Consider the following 17,376-nt stretch of genomic DNA (forward strand, 5'->3'; position numbering starts at 1 on the left):
GAATTGTATAATTTTACAACAATATCCAAACATAGTAAAATGTTGCTTATTCTATAAAAACCCGATTTTCAATAATACGATGAAATCGTCAAAAACTAATGAGAATTTTTGGCTGTATGGAAAGCACACCTGCATGTCAGCACTGAAGAATAAAAATAGGCGGTGTATAGAACTGTTAGCAACAGAAAATTTCTATAGAGAGCACAAAAAAGAAATTAGGCAATGTGTAGACAGTAAGGGCATTAAAGTTCGATTAGTAGAAAGCAAAATACTTAATGACGTTTTACCCAAAGGTGCTAACCATCAGGGAATTGCTTTAAATGTTGCCCCTATTCTTTATAACTTAAGCATTGAAGAAATAGCTGAAAGCTCGAACGATAGCTCTACTATAGTCATTTTAGATCAAGTCACTGACACGCACAATATTGGGTCGATTTTAAGAACTTCAGCTTGTTTTAATGTCGACGCATTGGTTTTACCACATAACCATTCACCAAGTGAAAATGCATCTATTGCAAAAGCAGCAAGTGGAGCATTGGATATTGTCCCACCAATATACGTTACAAATATAGTAAAAACTATGCAGTATTTAAAAAAGGTCGGTTACTGGTGTTATGGGTTTGATTGCAATACTAAAGAAAATATAGATGAAATAAAGAGTTTTGAGAAAAAAAGAGTAATTATTTTTGGTTCCGAAGAGAAAGGAATGCGGAGGTTAGTTAAAGAAAACTGTGATTATCTTTTAAAAATACCAATGTCAAATGCAATTAACAGTTTAAATGTTTCAAATGCAGCAGCAATAGGCCTATATTCTATTTATATTAAAACAAATGCCAGCGCATAGCTGTTTATAATAAAAACACTTGATGAAAATATGGTTTTATATTATAACGTGTTAAGTAATGGATAAAAGGAGTTATATTATGTCTTACATGAGAAATGAACAGGATATTCGCTCTCAAGGCGCTTACTACAGTGCTGGGCTTAGAAGTTACCTAACTAAAGTATATAATTATATGGCTTTAGCTTTAGGCGTTACAGGGCTTGTCGCGTTCCTAACGGTGTTTTCAGGTCTTTTTCAGGTAATTCATTCTAATCCAGTCCTGTTGTATACAGTAATATTTTCTCCACTTGTACTAGTGTTTTTTGTATACCCTAAAATTCTACATCTTAGTGTTCAGTCTGCATTCACCATATTTTTTGCGTTTGCAGTATTAATTGGAATGTCTTCATCCTATATTTTCATAATTTATACTGCAGAAAGTATAGCAAGAGCATTTTTCATTACATCAATCATGTTCGGCTCTATGGCTTTGTATGGTAACATCACAAAAAGAGATCTAACAAGTATGGGCTCTTTTTTGAGAATGGGAGTCTGGGGGTTAATTATAGCATCTGTAGTGAATTTGTTCCTTGGAAGTGGTCCACTCGATTTTGCAATATCATTCATATCGGTAATAGTGTTTACTTTAAAAACTGCATCTGACGCTCAGAGAATCAAGGATGTTTATTACAAGTATAATGATGGTTCAGAAGCTGCTACTACTAAGCTGGCAATACTTGGTGCAACTAGTCTTTACCTAGACTTTATCAATGTATTTCTCAGTTTGCTCAGGTTACTTAATAACAGGGACTAAATGTTCTCCTTTTTAAGGAGAAATGATAAAAATTCTATAGTCTTCTTTTTAATATCTTTAGTTGTGTCGATGATATGTCTTACATATGCATCGGTGCCTCTATATAGCATTTTTTGTAAAGCTACTGGGTATGGTGGCACAATAAGAAAAGTAACTAACACAACAACAAATATAACTAACCAAAAGATCAGGGTCCATTTCAATGCTGATATAATGTCCGATCTACCTTGGGAATTTAAATCAGAAACTAACTATGTTGATGTAAACATAGGAGAACAAAGTTTAGCTTTTTATTACGCAAAAAATCTATCTGATCAGCCTTCATTTGGAATGGCGGTGTATAATGTTACGCCTTTCAAAGCAGGTAAGTATTTCAATAAAATTGCATGCTTTTGTTTTGAAGAGCAAATGTTGCTACCAAAACAAAAAGCAGCTATGCCCGTATCTTTCTATATAGATCCTGAGATAATGCTTGATAGTAATACAAAAGATTTAAGTGAAATAACGCTATCATACACGTTTTTTAAGCTTAAGTAACAGAATGTTTGCAAACCGTGTCATTTCAGTAATCAATAGGGTGTCATCCGAGTAGCTGACACTGGGATGACAAGAGGTAACGCAAGAAGTCTATTGATTGTGAAAACAATAACTTTGCAAAATATTAATTGTTAGATAACATAATCAAAGTTTTTGTCTTAATATTCATCATGGTTAGAGCTATACAAATTAAAAAAACTGGGGGACCAGAAGTATTAGAATTTGTAGATAAGAGCATAGGTGAGCCAAAAGGCGAGGAAGTCTTAGTGCGTCACACAACTATCGGCTTAAATCGTTATGATTTAGAGCACAGAAAAGGTACACGCAAAATTAAAAATTTACCATCAGTGCTTGGAGTGGAAGCAGTGGGAGTTATTGAAAAGCTTGGTAAAAAAATCAGTGATGGGTTGAAGGTCGGAGATAGAGTTGGATATTGCACAGCTCCTCCAGGGGCATATTGTGAAAAGCGCATTATACACCAGAAATATCTGATAAAAATTCCAGATGACATATCTGATAAAGTTGCTGCTGCAGTGCTGTTTAAAGGTATGACAGCTCACTATTTAGTTAATCAATCTTATAAAATCAGGCCTGGTGCTTTCGTGCTAGTTCATGGGGCTAATGGTGGCTTAGGACAAATAATATGCCAATGGGCAAAGGATAAAAAAGGTGTAGTGATAGGTTCTGTAAGCTCTGATGAAAAAATGAAGATAGCTTTACAAAGTGGCTGCACATACGCAATAAACTACAATGATAAAGACTTCGTTTCTAAAATTATGGAGATTACGCAAAACAGAGGAGTAGGTGCAGTATATGACCCCATAGGTTACGCTACAAGCAAGCTCTCTTTTGAATCTTTAGGCAGGTTCGGCATATACGTTTCCTATGGGCAGATATCAGGTAACGCTCCTATTAGTTTTTCTTTACTTAGTTCACGTTCGTTATTTGCAACTGGAACCTCAATATACCATTATAAGCATGATAGATTCACATTAGTGCTTACCACAATGGAAATCTTCGAGATGATAAGAAAAAAACTTTTAACTGTACGGATCAATAAAAAATATAAATTTGATGAAATAATTCAAGCACATCGTGATATGGAAAATAGAAAAGCGAGTGGGTTAAATATTATCAAAATCTCCTAAATAAATTAGTAATTTAAACTAACCATTCATTAAGTCATATCAACTAGAACTTCACATATTTAATTCTCCTTTTGGGGGAATTAAAAGCATATAGCTAAACTGACTTAGATTTACCGACAACCGTCATCCCGCTACGTGTTAGCGGAATCTATACCGCGAATAGACTTCTTGCATAACCCAAATTAAGTAGAAAAAGGTATCATCCAAGTAGCTGACACTGGTTCCTTTATGACGGTAGTAGCCCTCCTTCTCCTGTCATTCCAGTGCTCTCTTCTTGTCATCCCAGTGCTTGACACTGGGATGGCTTTGTTGCATCACACTTTATGAGATGGTGATTTATGGTAAATTCATGTAACTATCTCAAATTTAGCCATACCAATATCAGTGAATTTATTAAGCAAATAGCATTTGATTAGCAGTTCTTTTTCTCGATTTATCTCAGATTTATTCCTAAAACTAAATCCGAATATTTGCTTTAATCTTGAGAAAAACCCTTCAATATAAGATCTTTTCCCATAATTTACTTCTTTTTTCCATTCTTTCATGCCATCTTCACCTTATAATTTTATTAACCTAATAGCAGCATTCCTGTCAGACATATAATCTATTTCTGGATGTTCTGCCGCATTGTTTATTGGTGGAATTTTTGTCTTTATATCATATTCGTTACACAACTTATAAAACTTGTGCCTATCACATGCTCTATCTGCATATAGTGCTTTTATGGCATGCTGAAAATCAACTTCTTTTAGCAAATCACAAGCTCCATAGTGATCAGCCATTACTGTATTTTACAGCTATGGCTTTTTTGCTGTTTATATTCAACATTACGTGCAATTTTCTCGTTTGCTCATAGCCACGATATTTTCTGTCAGTGCTATCAACTATGTTTTTTAAAATTTTTTTTTATTTGTGTAATTTTGCAAATTATATGGGCAATAAAAACCCGTTTGTCATAGAAATAGATTTTATATCAAACAGCTACCACAGCAATTTCTGCTTAAGCTAATGAATATGTGCTTTAAGTCTGTGTGGACGCACATATTCATTAGCCAATTTCAGTTACCGTTGTGAAGATTTTTAAGTATGCAAATTAATTGCTTCTTTAAGTCTTGTATTAGCAATTACTATAATTTTACGCATTAGGGCTGTTATAGCCACCATCTTCTTCTTACCACTTTCAACAAGCTTAGAATAAAAGGCGCCAAGTATAGATTTCGACCTTGTAGCAGCCATAGCGGCTGTAAAGAGCTTTGAACGAACGTTACTTCTACCACCTGTAATCCTTCGGTAACCAACAGCTTTACCACTTTCTTTTGGATGCGGTGCAACTCCGGCAAGACTTGCTACTTCTTTTCTATTTAAGTAACCAAGCTCTGGCATTAAACACAAAAAATCTTGTGATAACTTTTTACCTATTCCAGGAACTGTTTTAAGAATTTTTTGGCGTTGTTGTAATTCGCGGCTTTCATCAATAATCTTTTGTATAGTATCATTGAGTTCGTTTATTTGACTATCGAAAAACTCAATGGTCTTTTGACAGCTTTCTTTTATATGATCATTTTCCGGTGCTTCAAGTCTGCATTTTTCTTGAGTTCTCATTTGCGTAATATCATCACGACGTTGACAAAGTGCAGCCAAAGTTGATTGTTCTGTAGAGGTAGGTACAAATAGAGAGATAGTTCTATGGCGTTCAAATCCATATTGAGCAAGAGCTCTTGCATCTGATCTATCAGACTTTGCTAAAGTTCCGTGAGATAAAATAAAGCTTTTTACTTTACGAGTATTAGCTCGATGCACGGCAATATTTTTGTCGGTAAGAAAATGTGATAAGCCAAGCTCATATTTCCCTGTATTTTCTAAAGTCACTAAAGCATTAGGTAGAATATCTGAAAACTCTTGAAATAATTGTTGCCAACCAGAAGCATTATTATCAAATTCGACAGCATTCTTCTGTTTGTGAATTGCAACGACATTTTTAAATTTTCCGATGTCAATGCCAATAAAATTTTGATAAGATGTAACCATAATAAACCTCGATAGTTTTAGTTAATTTAAGATTGTAAACGGGTGCATATATATGTCCCAAGCAACTATTCAAACGTATCGAGAGATAGGGCTAGCGTACCTTGATACCAACGGTTGTAATACCAATTTCCTTTCGGTCGCGCACGCCCGCTATTCCTAGTGAGCAGGGTTATCTTTCTCTCTTATCTCTTTTATATCACGTTTTTAACTTACAATTGCCTTAGATGGAAAATAGAGATATTACATAAAATTTTAAATTCGGTCTCAAAGTTGAAGAATGTAGGCTTGGAATAGCAGAAAGACTAATGAGATATCTAACAGTTATGAGTATTATTGCTTGGAGGATCTTCTTTATTACATCAATTGCAAGAGCTAACCCAACATTACCATGTACTACCTTATTAGCTGAAGAGGAATGGAAAGTTTTATACGTTAAAATACACAGAAAACCATGTCCAAGTGTAGTTCCCAACATAAAAGAAGCTGTTTCATGGACTTGGAGGCCATTTAGCAAGAAAAAATGACCCAGAACCAGGACCTTATGTTCTTTGGAAAGGATATAAACGTCTCTTTGATTTAGCAGAAGGATGGCGACTTGCTCACGAACCTCATATTTGTGGGTAACAGTAAGTTGTTAGCGGGATCTATCCGTAACGGTATGACGTAGTAGCCCAGTTTGAATGACCAGAAAGAGCTACAAAACAACCTTTGGTTCGCGAAACGGAGAATATACCTTCTTCACTTCAGATAAATGGCTACTTACCTCCGATTCACGATTTTTGTAAAGAGCAGAAACATGCCGCATAATACCTAGTTTTATCTGCTCAGGAACATTGTCATAACCAGCTTCGTATACAACATCAACTCTTATTGCATTCAAACAATTGAAAAACTCAACGTAGCCCCCTACATCACTAAAATAATACTTAAGTGTACTCTTCTCTTGATTTTTAGACATCATTGCAGTAGCCAATACTATCTTACTCACCATACGCGTCAAGTTAAGAGATTGTGAGCAAATTTAGAGAGGTTAAAGTGGATACTCTAGCCCTTCTACGTTTGTCTTTTAATGAAAATCGCGACCAAGTTATAGTGAGTTTTTTAAGAAATGCTTTTAAACTATTAATTTTGGTTAATACTAAAAATAACTCTCTAACCCGCCTTTTTAGCTCAATAAATGCCTTTGTTAAGCTAAGTTCTGTATTCTTTTTCACTTCTGTGCAACCAACTATGCCGTGAAATATAAGAATTGCGCACAATTTAGCATATAGTTCACATAATACTCTGCATGGCTTTCCTTTTAGCTTATCAAGCCTGGTATGGCTTTTATACAATTTAAATAATAACTCAATTTGCCACCTTACTCTGTAAATCGTTAATACTTGCTCAGCACTAATTTTATTTTCTGGAACATTAGTTATAAATATTGACCAGTTCAACAATTTTTGATTTCTTTTAGAGGATGTATATCCCTGCGATCTTGCTAATCTATTAGCTTTCCTTCTTCTGGCCATATTCAGTTAGTTTCTGACATATAATTCTTACTCTAATTTTTGCTTCTTTTCCTAACAATACCTCGTTTTCTAAAAATAACTTATCCTCTAAACATTCTAATAACTCCATTTTTTGATTTGTTTCTACATCATATATGTTGGTATCAACGACTTATGAAATAAGCTCCTATTTCATTGATTTGTTTAAAAGAACTTGGCACAAAATAACCGAGATCAGATATTAGCAAATCATTGCTTAATATATTACTTAAATGTTTCCTATATCCCTGGTCTGATCTTACCCCCTCCGTTAAATTAAGTTGGTCTATTATCTGATTCATGTAGTCGAAAACTAATTGTAACTTTATTCCAGACTTAGTATTGCTTTCATAGCCACTGTAGCTAGTACCATAACCTTTATACATCTCTTCCATACTGTTAGGTATAGCTACTGTCCAATAATTTAACACTATTAAATTGCTGTAAGATTTTGCAACCAACTTGCAAGATATTTTTAAAGAGAATCACAGATTCATTATACATCCTTTTCATAAATTCCACTGCTTCTTCAGTAAATCTAAACTTGTTTTGTTATATCTATCGAGTCCTCGTTTAGTAATTGAAACATTGTTTCTACGCTACAATTATCAACTCCTATATTACCCAAGACCATGGCTTTTACGAATGATGAACCTTTTAGCTTTCTCTTTCTTTTTATAAACCTTGTTGTAATTGAGATTTTCTCTGCTTTTTCATTAAAAAATTCTTTGAGCTTTTTTGATAAGCAAGTTATTTTATTCATTGGTTCTCTCACTAAAAGTATATCTGGGAGAACTTATACCTTATTATTCTATCTCTTTCATACCTTTATTTCCTTAACTTGACGCGTATGGTTGCACTTATTTTCTGGTAATATGCTATTCTTGCAAAATCGTATGCATACTCCGAGGGCGCAATCTTTAGAGGGAAGAGTTTTGCTGATAATTTTACTTGATCGCCTATTTTAATGCCTTTTTCCACTTTGGTTCTAACTGATATTCTGATGTTATCTAGAGCTCTATCCGGTGTCATTCCAGCGCGTGACGCTGGAATCCATATCTTTTTTTTCTGGATCCCAGTATCAAGTACTGGGATGACAGGAGAGGATTTTGAGATAGTAGGGGATTTTTCAACAGAAAGCAGAAATTGTTTATATGAGCCCCTGTCGTTAATATCCTTCACTGTGGCAACGATATCTTTTACATATCTCTCTTTATCAAGAATTTGAGTATCAACTAAAGCTGTTCTTAATTTACTAGCTGTAAATCCTATGAGCACTGCAATTAAAGCGATACACAATATCGCGTACCTTTTATGCAATATTGCAATCAAAATTAGTGTGGGTAAAAGCAAAAGAAAAATAGATATGCAGCTTGGTTCAAAACTTAGGGAAAAATAGGTTAGAATTCCTACACACTGAAAAACAGGAAACCACAGTATCAAGTTATATTGTTCATTGCGCAGATTGTTACGTATATAACTAACTATTATGTCAAGAAAAGTTAATAAGTGTGTCGATATTTGCATGTGGTGAAATTTTATTTTTCTTTTTTCATTATTTGTATATATAATAACTAAATAAGCAACAACGCGGGATGGAGCAGCTCGGTAGCTCGTCAGGCTCATAACCTGAAGGTCGTAGGTTCAAATCCTACTCCCGCAACCATTTTTAAGGATATAGTTGTTCCACTTTCCAATCGCTTCCCTCAACAAGAGTGTATCTAAATCTAATATGCTTCCTATATTCACCTTCTTGCCAAAATTCAATTACTTTTGGGATTACGCAAAATCCCACCCAAAAATCAGGACGAGAAACTTGTGTATTGTGAAATTCTTTTTCCTTCAATTTTATAGCTTGCTCAAAATCTTGCCAATCTTTCAGAATGCTCGATTGTTTTGAGCACCATGCGCTAATTTGACTACCCAGCGCTCGAGAAGAGAAGTATTTGTCAGTTCTTTCATCGTTTAGAAGTTTAACCTCTCCTTCAATTCGCACTTGCCTAGCAAATTCTATCCAATGAAACACTAACGCAGCTTTGGGGTTCTCAGTCAATTCTTTCCCTTTTTTACTGTTTACGTTAGTGAAAAACACAAAACCTTCTTTGCTATATTCCTTTAGTAATACCACTCTTGCAGATGGAATACAGTCTTTGCTACAAGTTGCTAGCGTCATTGCAGTTGGTTGTTCACACGGAGAATTAAGTACTGCTTTGTACCACTTTGAAAACAAATCAAATGGATCTTTTTCAAGTGAAAATATCATATCAAAAAATAAAATCTTAATTCTGGCACGCGTTGCAAAAATAAGTGCTACGGCCATTTTGTCGTATAAGTGTTATGATATTATTGCAAATCTTGCAAGGTTTTTGAACTTTACCATATACGTAAAAGTTATTTTGAAAGTATCCAGCAGATCCAGATGGCTGTGCATAATCTTTCAGTGTTGAACCGCCTGCAGCAATTGCATCACTCAGAGTATTTTTTATTTCAGCAGCAAGTTTTTCGCACTCTCTATAGGTCAAGTTTTTTGCTGACCTGAGTGGTGATATACAGGCTCTAAACAAGCTCTCAGAAGCATATATGTTGCCTACGCCAACTATTGATTTATTGTCCATTAACGCTGATTTGATATTCACTTTTTTGTTTTTCAGCAACTCCTGTAAATAGTCTCCACTGAATTCATCCGTGAGGGGCTCTATTCCAAAATCGCTAAAAAAATCCGTTTCTTGTTCTTTATTTAAAACGATAACTAATCCAAATCTTCTTGGGTCATTAAAAATTATTGAAGTATTGTCAGAAAATAAAAATACCACGTGATCATGCTTATTCCGCATTTGATCGTGGTCAGCATATATAAGCTTTCCGCTCATGCCAAGATGTATGATTACAGCCACACTACCATCTGTATTCCAGATGGTATACTTACCTCTACGCTTGATGTTGCGTATGACTTTGCCCTTTAGCATATCATCAATATTTTTTGTTATTGGGGCACGTAAATTCCAATTATTCACTATAACATTACTGATTTGCTTGTTTTTAATTTTATCAAGCAAAAAATTAGAGATTACTTCCACTTCCGGTAGTTCTGGCATGATACCTCCTTCAAAACTTAAGTTTCTGATGGTAATTTTGTCGTTCTCAAATACATTCGAGTATTCCGCGGTGCTTTCTCCTAAAAATTCCTCACCACAAACGAGTTTTGAAAGGGTTCTCTGTCTACTCTGTTGCTGCTTTTTTCTTTTCAAAATATTTTGCTTTAAAGCTTTCGCTAATCTTTTTTTCTCCTCTTCTTTTTCCTTATTCTTTTTTGTGTTATTCATTATCATAATATATAAACTTGCCGTTGTAGCTCAGGTGGTAGAGTACGTCATTGGTAATGACGAGGTCCCAAGTTCGAGTCTTGGTAACGGCACACTGATTATACTTATAATATTGCATAACTTGTAAGCAAGGCTTAGAAGAAAGTTACAGAGGTAAGTTGTCATGCTTTTTCCATATCCTTTCTACCTTCTTGTTTTTGAGTAGCTCTAATGCTTTACAAAAGTGATACCTTGTTTTACTTGGCACTATAATGTCATCAATGTATCCATATGATGCAGCAAAAAATGGGTTAGCAAATTTTTCTTTATATTCTTTAATTAACGTTTGCTGATCTTTTTCGTGTCGAAATATAATCTCAACTGCACTTTCAGGGCCCATCACAGCTATTTCAGCAGTTGGCCAGGCATAATTTATATCACCTTTTAGATGTTTCGAATTCATAACAATGTATGCACCACCATACGCTTTTCTAGTGATAAGGCTAATTTTCGGCACGGTCGCTTCAGCGTAAGCGTAAAGCAGTTTCGCTCCGTGTTGTATTATATTATTGTATTCTTGATTTGTACCCGGCAAAAATCCTGGAACATCAATAAGTGTGATGATCGGAATGTTAAATGCGTCACAAAACCTTACAAACCTCGCAGCTTTTCTTGAAGAATCAATATCCAAACATCCTGCAAGGTGCATAGGTTGATTTGCAACAATACCGACAGTATTTCCTCCAATTCTACCAAAACCAGTTATGATATTACGAGCAAAATCAGGTTTCAGTTCAAAGAAATTCCTTTCATCACAAACTTTTTCAATGAGTTCATACATATCATAAGGAGTATTAGGATTGGTAGGAATTAGAGTGTTTAAGGATTCATCAATGTCGTCAACATCATTACAGATTGGTGCAGATTTTGGTGATTCTTGATTATTTGCTGGTAAGAAAGTAAAGAATTCACGCATTTTTAGCAGCATTTCAACATCATTATTGAATGCAAAATCCGCTACTCCTGTTTTGCTTGTATGAATTTTTGCTCCACCGAGGTCTTCGAAACTTACATCTTCGTAGGTAACCTTTTTTACTACATCTGGCCCGGTTATAAACATATATGAACTGTTTTTCACCATGAAAGTAAAGTCAGTTAATGCTGGGGAATAAACTGCACCTCCTGCACATGGGCCCATAATTAAAGAAATTTGTGGTATAACACCCGATGCATTTACGTTTCTTTGAAAAATTTCTCCATAACCAGCAAGAGAATTTACTCCTTCCTGAATTCTGGCTCCACCAGAATCATTTAGTCCGATAATTGGAACTCTGGCATTAATTGCCATATCCATAATTTTGCATATTTTTTTTGCATGTGACGCACCAAGTGAACCACCAAAGACAGTAAAATCCTGAGAATAAACAAAAACTTTTCTGCCATAAATAGTACCATGACCAATCACTACCCCATCACCTAAAAAATTAGCATTTTGCATGCCAAAATCATTTGCATGATGTTTTACGAATTTATCGTATTCCGCAAAAGAACTTTCATCGAGCAATATACTGAGCCTTTCTCTAGCAGTTAATTTCCCTTTTTCATGTTGTTTGGTAATCCTGTCAGAACCGCCTCCTTTTTCAGCTTCTAGTGCTTTGGTTTTTAGATTTTCTAGTATTTTAAAGTCTTGCATACAATAAAGTAATTTTCAAATTAGTTGTAGACTTTATTAAGTTTACAAACCCTACTAACTATACACATACACTATTGCTATATGCAACAATGTATGTATGATAATTGTTAATGCTCTGGTGATTCATGGTCACTACTTTGAAAATGTTGCGATGTGTCAACACTTTTCATATTAGAAAGAGGTGGACTAACTGCACTGCTTTTTGTTTGTGCAAAACTTTTAGCAGCTTCAACAACCTTGCTTATACGAGGTTCTTTTTCTAGCTCTTTTAGGTACTTTGAGAAGATTTCACAACTTTTGTCATCCATATGTACCATTATTTTACCAAAACTTTCAGCTTTTTCAGAAGATAAAATCATTTCGATCTTTTCATCGCCTACCCTAAAGGTCATTTTTACTTTGCCTTGCATATCATGATATTGCCAGCTTTTTATTCAGATTAGATTATCTCCTTCTCCTATTCGCAATGCACCATATTCTAAGTCCTTAAATTCCGGGGAGTTCATAAATTTTGCAGGAGTGATCACACTTTTTTCTGGACACTGTACATAATAAAATTTATTATCTCTTTCTACTACAATTTCTTTTTTTTGTCATTTTCAATACTATCACTTACAATTTGTTTTAGACGTGACAAATATTCGCCGCGTTCTTTCAGTATATCTTCTGGCAATAATCTCCGAACTTCTTGGCTCACATCAGTGCCTGTTGAAACTAGATTAAACATTTCTAACATAAGAGGCCGTAGTTTTTCTTTTCCAGTCTCAGTAACATTTTTATCTTGCTCCATGAGGTGGTATAAGATCAGTATCGAATAATCTATTATTGATGACTTTTTTCTCCTTGGAATACATCAACACTAAACATGACCTTGTGCTTTTTTGCATCGTCTATAGATTTTTGAAGTCTCTTTGCTATGTTTTCGATAGCTTCATCATTAGGTAAGTGTTCACACAATGGCATCAACTTAAGGAAAAATATCAGCGATAGTGTATAAAATTTCTCTCTAAATTTTTTATCATTAAATTATCCAAAGAGTGCAAGAAACAGCACTTTTGTTTCTATTTTATTGCAACAAAAAAGTTTAAAATGTGTCTTTTTTAGGTGAAACATGCAAAAAGGAAAAAACCTTATTCTACAAATTAAAAATATAATATACTCGAAAACTTTTCAGAAAATCCATTGTGTTGAGTTTTACACGAACAAGCTTTTTCGACAGTATTTTCTATGATTTTAAAGTTAGTTAAAAAAAGTTTGGGAATAGAATGTGAACTTATGGAGCCATTGACATGTACCCTCAAAGCAAGCTTTTTCTAAAGCAAGATATAAGATTTGCCATACAGGCTTTCAAGAATTTAAGCATCCAAACAGCCTATCAGGATGAACCTGAGTTGGAGAGGCTATAGACTTATTGCAGCAGATGGTTCTGGTATGAGATTACCCAGCTCTGGAGAAATTGTATCCGAGTTTGAACCAAATGGAACAACAGGCACCATTGGCAATTTGTTTGTTGATTTGTGTACTTCGCTGATTTGTAGTGCTCGTCTTGCAGCTTGGAATATAGGTGAACAAACGTTGGCGGCAGAGCAATTACCCGAAGTTATCACTCAAATGCGTTTATTAAATCAAGAGAAATTATTATTTATCTATGATCGTCTTCAGTAAAATTCATTCAGCAGCATTATGATTTGGAAGTAGATTTTATTTTTCGCTTGCAAAAAAGAAATTATAGTAAGCTATGGGAACGCTGGCGAATTAGATTTTGATTTTATATTAGAAAATGAAAAGCTAAAAAATAAAATGAAAGGACAGAAAGTAAGAGTTATAGTGCTGACATTAGCCAACTGAGAAACAGAGTTTTTGACCGAGACTTTGGAGCAAAGCTTATGTGTTAAGGTGGCACATAGAGGAAACGACTCAAGGTAGGAGCAGAGTTAGAGAATTTTTCTGGAGAGGCTGTATTACAAGAATTTTGGGCAAACTTGGTCATGTGCAATATATTATCGCTTCATATATGTGATGCACAAGGGCCTTGGAACCCAGATCAAATTACTGAGTATCGTTTAAATTTTTCAGTTTTATTTGGTGCAATGAGGCAGAAACTCTATCAGGTACTTATTGCGCCAAAAAACTTTCAAGCCCTTTTTAAGTATACGCGCTAAAGTTAAAATCCGACCTGGACAGCCGCAATAAAGTAGATAAGCCTAAACGCCATCATGTCTTTAGGAGAATTTGCTAATGAAAGTTCTTAAGTTGACGTCATTGGCTGTTCCGATTCGTTATATGACATAAGAGCATCATATATTTCATGCAATGTATTTGAGATGTTTTTTTTCCATATGTTGATTAATATGCCCATATATTGTCGTCTCTTCCGAACACTCTGTATCTTTATGTATATGATTTTGTTGCTTTAATTCTTCTCTATCTACACTCTCTATTTGCTCTGACACTAGCATAACTACCTCATATTTTACATAACGAAATAAAAAAATTCTAACTGTAGTATGCTTATATAATCTACGAAGTCAATAGTTAAATTGAAAAGTTTCGGTTATAATTTACTTCATATAGAACATGCCCTTGAATTATGCTAAAAATCGCCATAGTAGGCCTACCAAATGCTGGAAAATCGACCCTATTCAACAGATTAGTAGGAAGAAAAGCAGCAGTAGTGAGTAACATTCCAGGAGTGACAAGGGATAGGCGAGAGGGAATGGGGAGAATTAGCGATTTGGAGTTTAAAGTTATAGATACAGGAGGATGGAACGACCAAACTAGTTTTTCACTGCAAGTTATTGAGCAAATAGAGTTTTCTTTATCCAGTTCAAACATAATTTTCTTTCTTGTTGACGCAAAAGTGCAAAATGAGCGAAATAAAGAGTTTGCAAAGTGGCTGAAGAGAAAAATAAATAAACCTGTGATACTGATAGCAAATAAATGCGAGAGTCATAAATCCGAAAATGTTGATTATTTGCAGTTTTTTGATTTTCTTGGCCCGGTGTATATCTCTGCCGAGCATAATCTTGGCATGGTTGATCTTTATGATGCATTAGCTGGTGTTATTGAAAATTTTAACGAGAACACTGAGTTACCTAACAATGAACTGAGTAGGCTGAGGATCGCGATCATCGGCCGTCCGAATGTTGGAAAATCAACTTTTTTAAATGGTTTACTTGCAGAAAACAGACTAATAACAAGTTCAGAGCCAGGTACCACACGTGATTCTGTGGATATTACATATGATCATGATGGAGAGTTAATTACTCTAATTGACACTGCCGGAATCCGCAGAAAGGCGAATGTTGTAGATGGCTTAGAATCAAGATTTGTTGAGAAAAGCATGGAATCAATCAAGCGCTCTCATGTGGTAGTTTTAATGCTAGACTCCCTAGTTGGTATTGAGCAGCAGGATTTATCAATTGGTGAAGCTGCAATTAAGGGAGGGAAAGGGATTATTGTTGTTTTAAATAAGTGGGATTTAATAGGTAAGGATGACAGAAGCAGGTTAATAAAATTTGTCAAACAACAGGAAGTAACCAGGTTATTCTTGGAAGTGCCAACTATAACAATTTCTGCGTTAAAAGGCATGCGCTGCGGTGATGTGATAGATAAGTGTCTTGAAGTGAGTGAATCCTTGAACAAGAAGATCAGCACTGCAAAACTGAATAAGTGGCTCATAGATGCTGTAGGAAAACATTCTCACCCTCTTGTAAAAGGCAAAGCAGTTAAAATGAAGTATATCGCTCAAATTGGTACTAAACCTCCAGCTTTTTCTTTGATATGTAACATACCTGAAAGTGTTGATGAAAGTTACAAACGCTATTTAATTAATGATCTCAGAAAAAATTTCTTTGCAGACGGTGTGCCAGTTAGATTGCTTTTGAAAAAAAATAAAAATCCCTATGTAAAATGAATACTCTGCTTTATACTTTCAGGGATAATTTACTTAAAGTTATGTGTAATAATTCCAGAATTCCTGCAATCTTTCTGCTGTCGAGTGCCGCTGCTCTAATTTTTGCATATGTGCTAGAATATTTTTTCAACATGCTGCCATGCAAGTTATGTACATACGAGCGAATAGTTTACTATATCGCCGGATTACTTGCAGTAGCGTGCATGCTTAAAGACAACAAAATTCTAATCTATGCAATGTTTTGCAGCTACCTCATAGGTGCAGTAATATCTTTTTATCATATAGGTCTTGAACTCCACTTATTTCATGATGTTTTAGGTTGTACAGAGCAAGCAAGTGGTAACGTTAGTATAGAAGAGCTCAGAAATAATCTACTAAATCCTAATTACTCTCCATCTTGTGACAGACCTCATTACGTTCTAGGTGTTTCCTTAGCAACATGGAATCTAATTTATCTCATAGTAGCTCTGTTCGTATCAGGTAAGGTGTATTGTGGAGAAAGAAAGAAATCTAAATAATTTAAGGTATAGCAACAATCAGTTCTTGCAACAGGCAATTAGAGTAGATCACGCTGGAGAATATGGAGCTATTTGCATTTATTCTGGTCAAAAATTTATTCTTAAGAAATCTTCTATAATCAATGAAATAATTGAAATGGAAGAGCAGGAAAAAAAGCATTTTCACTATTTTAATGAGAAAATCAAAGAGCAAAAAGTTCGTCCTACTGTTTTGTTGCCTGTTTGGCGTGTTTTAGGAGTGTCGCTTGGCGTTGCAACTGCCATTATGGGCAAAAAAGCTGCTATGGCTTGCACTGCTGCAGTTGAAGAAGTTATCGGGGAGCACTACAAAGAGCAAGTTTCACATTTAGAAGATGGGGAATTAAGAGAAACTATAAGTAAATTTCGCGACGAGGAGTTAGAGCACAAAGATATTGCAATTCAGCACAATGCTGAAAGCGCATTTGGCTACAACATTTTATCATCATTCATAAAAACAGGCTGCAAAACTGCTATTTACTTGTCTAAGTTAATTTAACTAAGCAGCTTTCTTAAAGTGTTTTAAATGTTCTGATAACAACAGAAACCAGGAAGGAATTCAAGTGTAACAATTATTTTATAACTATATTTACATATCACCATTATTAATAAATAATTAGTATTGGTAAATTAAATACATCTAAAGTATAGACTGCAAAGGAGGCAAAAGTGCGTTTTAATTTAGAAGAGGGAAATGCTCTTATGTAATACCTGCCACAGGTTCACAACTGTACGAACATTCATTTTTGAAGGTAAATTGCACAGCAAATGGTGTCATTCCAGTCTAGAATCCAGAAATTTAGCTTATAACTGAGCTGATAAGATAAAGGTAATTGTCTTACACTAAAACAAACGTTTTTAATTAAGTTGCATAGAACCAGTGTCTGGGCACTGGGATGACACCCCACTGGTGGTCCAAACTACAACGTTCGTACAGTTGTGGATTCCAGACTGGGATGACACCCTACTGATGGGCCCAAATCACAATGTTCGTACAGTTGTGGGTCAGGCTATAGGATGACAGAAGTTGACTTTATTAGCTATAGG

At 34.9% G+C, this 17,376-nt stretch carries 17 protein-coding genes, 2 tRNA genes and 5 pseudogenes; 12 read left to right on the top strand and 12 right to left on the bottom strand.

Features of this window, described 5'->3' with window-relative positions; translation table 11 throughout:
- Positions 1–79 precede the first annotated feature (79 nt).
- From rlmB to ACEL90_RS05295, 4 genes are all read left to right on the top strand, one after another.
- A complete protein-coding gene (gene rlmB, locus ACEL90_RS05280; RefSeq protein WP_423348857.1) occupies positions 80–844 on the top strand; it encodes a 23S rRNA (guanosine(2251)-2'-O)-methyltransferase RlmB in 765 nt (254 codons plus the stop codon).
- 79 nt (positions 845–923) lie between these two features.
- The gene (locus tag ACEL90_RS05285; RefSeq protein WP_423348858.1) at positions 924–1,637 is read left to right on the top strand and encodes a Bax inhibitor-1/YccA family protein; all 714 of its coding nucleotides are present in this window, start codon (positions 924–926) and stop codon (positions 1,635–1,637) included.
- Positions 1,638–2,174, top strand: coding sequence for a cytochrome c oxidase assembly protein (locus tag ACEL90_RS05290; protein WP_213863166.1), 537 nt, complete (start codon positions 1,638–1,640; stop codon positions 2,172–2,174).
- A gap of 170 nt (positions 2,175–2,344) precedes the next feature.
- Positions 2,345–3,322, top strand: coding sequence for a quinone oxidoreductase family protein (locus tag ACEL90_RS05295; RefSeq protein WP_423348859.1), 978 nt, complete (start codon positions 2,345–2,347; stop codon positions 3,320–3,322).
- A gap of 347 nt (positions 3,323–3,669) precedes the next feature.
- Here ACEL90_RS05295 and ACEL90_RS05300 read toward each other — a convergent pair.
- Positions 3,670–4,204, bottom strand: a pseudogene (locus ACEL90_RS05300) (transposase); the annotation flags it as partial.
- A gap of 198 nt (positions 4,205–4,402) precedes the next feature.
- Complete coding sequence (locus tag ACEL90_RS05305) at positions 4,403–5,350, bottom strand: IS110 family transposase (protein ID WP_209472550.1); 948 nt, start codon at positions 5,348–5,350, stop codon at positions 4,403–4,405.
- A gap of 216 nt (positions 5,351–5,566) precedes the next feature.
- Between ACEL90_RS05305 and ACEL90_RS05310 the strand changes: the two are divergent.
- A pseudogene (locus tag ACEL90_RS05310) lies at positions 5,567–5,974 on the top strand (IS4 family transposase); the annotation flags it as partial.
- 70 nt (positions 5,975–6,044) lie between these two features.
- Here ACEL90_RS05310 and ACEL90_RS05315 read toward each other — a convergent pair.
- From ACEL90_RS05315 to ACEL90_RS05325, 3 genes and pseudogenes are all read right to left on the bottom strand, one after another.
- Positions 6,045–6,341 carry a head-tail connector protein gene (locus ACEL90_RS05315; RefSeq protein WP_423348774.1) on the bottom strand — a complete coding sequence of 99 codons (297 nt, stop codon included), beginning with the start codon at positions 6,339–6,341 and terminating at the stop codon, positions 6,045–6,047.
- A gap of 10 nt (positions 6,342–6,351) precedes the next feature.
- Positions 6,352–7,645 (bottom strand): annotated as a pseudogene (locus tag ACEL90_RS05320) (IS4 family transposase).
- A gap of 89 nt (positions 7,646–7,734) precedes the next feature.
- Positions 7,735–8,409 (bottom strand): annotated as a pseudogene (locus tag ACEL90_RS05325) (DUF4131 domain-containing protein); the annotation flags it as partial.
- A 62-nt stretch (positions 8,410–8,471) separates the two neighbouring features.
- On the opposite strand from ACEL90_RS05325, the gene ACEL90_RS05330 reads away from it, so the two are divergent.
- Positions 8,472–8,548: transfer RNA gene (locus ACEL90_RS05330), tRNA-Met, on the top strand.
- Positions 8,549–8,551: 3 nt separating this feature from the next.
- Here ACEL90_RS05330 and pdxH read toward each other — a convergent pair.
- The gene (pdxH, locus tag ACEL90_RS05335; RefSeq protein WP_022626142.1) at positions 8,552–9,145 is read right to left on the bottom strand and encodes a pyridoxamine 5'-phosphate oxidase; all 594 of its coding nucleotides are present in this window, start codon (positions 9,143–9,145) and stop codon (positions 8,552–8,554) included.
- 16 nt (positions 9,146–9,161) lie between these two features.
- Entirely contained in the window at positions 9,162–9,977 is an 816-nt protein-coding gene (gene mutM / locus ACEL90_RS05340) for a bifunctional DNA-formamidopyrimidine glycosylase/DNA-(apurinic or apyrimidinic site) lyase (RefSeq protein ID WP_015589411.1), read from the bottom strand.
- A 247-nt stretch (positions 9,978–10,224) separates the two neighbouring features.
- Between mutM and ACEL90_RS05345 the strand changes: the two genes are divergently transcribed.
- Positions 10,225–10,297: transfer RNA gene (locus ACEL90_RS05345), tRNA-Thr, on the top strand.
- Between the two features lie 53 nt (positions 10,298–10,350).
- Here ACEL90_RS05345 and ACEL90_RS05350 read toward each other — a convergent pair.
- The 4 genes from ACEL90_RS05350 to ACEL90_RS05365 all read right to left on the bottom strand — a co-directional run bounded on the left by ACEL90_RS05350 (position 10,351) and on the right by ACEL90_RS05365 (position 12,840).
- Positions 10,351–11,877 (bottom strand): acyl-CoA carboxylase subunit beta, encoded by a 1,527-nt coding sequence (locus tag ACEL90_RS05350; RefSeq protein WP_015589410.1) that lies wholly within the window; start codon positions 11,875–11,877, stop codon positions 10,351–10,353.
- 107 nt (positions 11,878–11,984) lie between these two features.
- Positions 11,985–12,287, bottom strand: a complete 303-nt coding sequence (locus ACEL90_RS05355; protein WP_231115838.1) for a hypothetical protein — start codon at positions 12,285–12,287, stop codon at positions 11,985–11,987.
- A gap of 164 nt (positions 12,288–12,451) precedes the next feature.
- Positions 12,452–12,667: a hypothetical protein gene (locus ACEL90_RS05360; RefSeq protein ID WP_255407368.1), complete on the bottom strand. Its 216-nt coding sequence runs from the start codon at positions 12,665–12,667 to the stop codon at positions 12,452–12,454.
- Positions 12,668–12,699: 32 nt separating this feature from the next.
- Positions 12,700–12,840 (bottom strand): hypothetical protein, encoded by a 141-nt coding sequence (locus ACEL90_RS05365; protein WP_423348860.1) that lies wholly within the window; start codon positions 12,838–12,840, stop codon positions 12,700–12,702.
- Between the two features lie 148 nt (positions 12,841–12,988).
- Here ACEL90_RS05365 and ACEL90_RS05370 point away from each other — a divergent pair.
- Positions 12,989–14,116: pseudogene (locus ACEL90_RS05370) on the top strand (transposase).
- Between the two features lie 67 nt (positions 14,117–14,183).
- Here the strand turns inward: ACEL90_RS05370 and ACEL90_RS05375 are convergent.
- Entirely contained in the window at positions 14,184–14,336 is a 153-nt protein-coding gene (locus ACEL90_RS05375; RefSeq protein ID WP_423348861.1) for a hypothetical protein, read from the bottom strand.
- A 131-nt stretch (positions 14,337–14,467) separates the two neighbouring features.
- Here ACEL90_RS05375 and der point away from each other — a divergent pair, with 131 nt between their 5' ends.
- The 4 genes from der to ACEL90_RS05395 all read left to right on the top strand — a co-directional run bounded on the left by der (position 14,468) and on the right by ACEL90_RS05395 (position 17,350).
- A complete protein-coding gene (der, locus tag ACEL90_RS05380) occupies positions 14,468–15,793 on the top strand; it encodes a ribosome biogenesis GTPase Der (RefSeq protein ID WP_012673406.1) in 1,326 nt (441 codons plus the stop codon).
- A complete protein-coding gene (locus tag ACEL90_RS05385; protein WP_015589379.1) occupies positions 15,790–16,311 on the top strand; it encodes a disulfide bond formation protein B in 522 nt (173 codons plus the stop codon). The genes der and ACEL90_RS05385 overlap by 4 nt, the downstream gene beginning before the upstream one ends.
- Positions 16,286–16,828 (top strand): demethoxyubiquinone hydroxylase family protein, encoded by a 543-nt coding sequence (locus tag ACEL90_RS05390; RefSeq protein WP_006279362.1) that lies wholly within the window; start codon positions 16,286–16,288, stop codon positions 16,826–16,828. Before ACEL90_RS05385 ends, ACEL90_RS05390 begins: the two co-directional genes overlap by 26 nt.
- 381 nt (positions 16,829–17,209) lie before the next feature.
- Positions 17,210–17,350, top strand: a complete 141-nt coding sequence (locus ACEL90_RS05395; protein WP_186802321.1) for a hypothetical protein — start codon at positions 17,210–17,212, stop codon at positions 17,348–17,350.
- The last annotated feature ends 26 nt before the right edge of the window (positions 17,351–17,376 follow it).

Origin of the sequence: Wolbachia sp. wLmal (assembly GCF_049435495.1) — a bacterium.
GTDB classification, from domain to species: domain Bacteria; phylum Pseudomonadota; class Alphaproteobacteria; order Rickettsiales; family Anaplasmataceae; genus Wolbachia; species Wolbachia pipientis.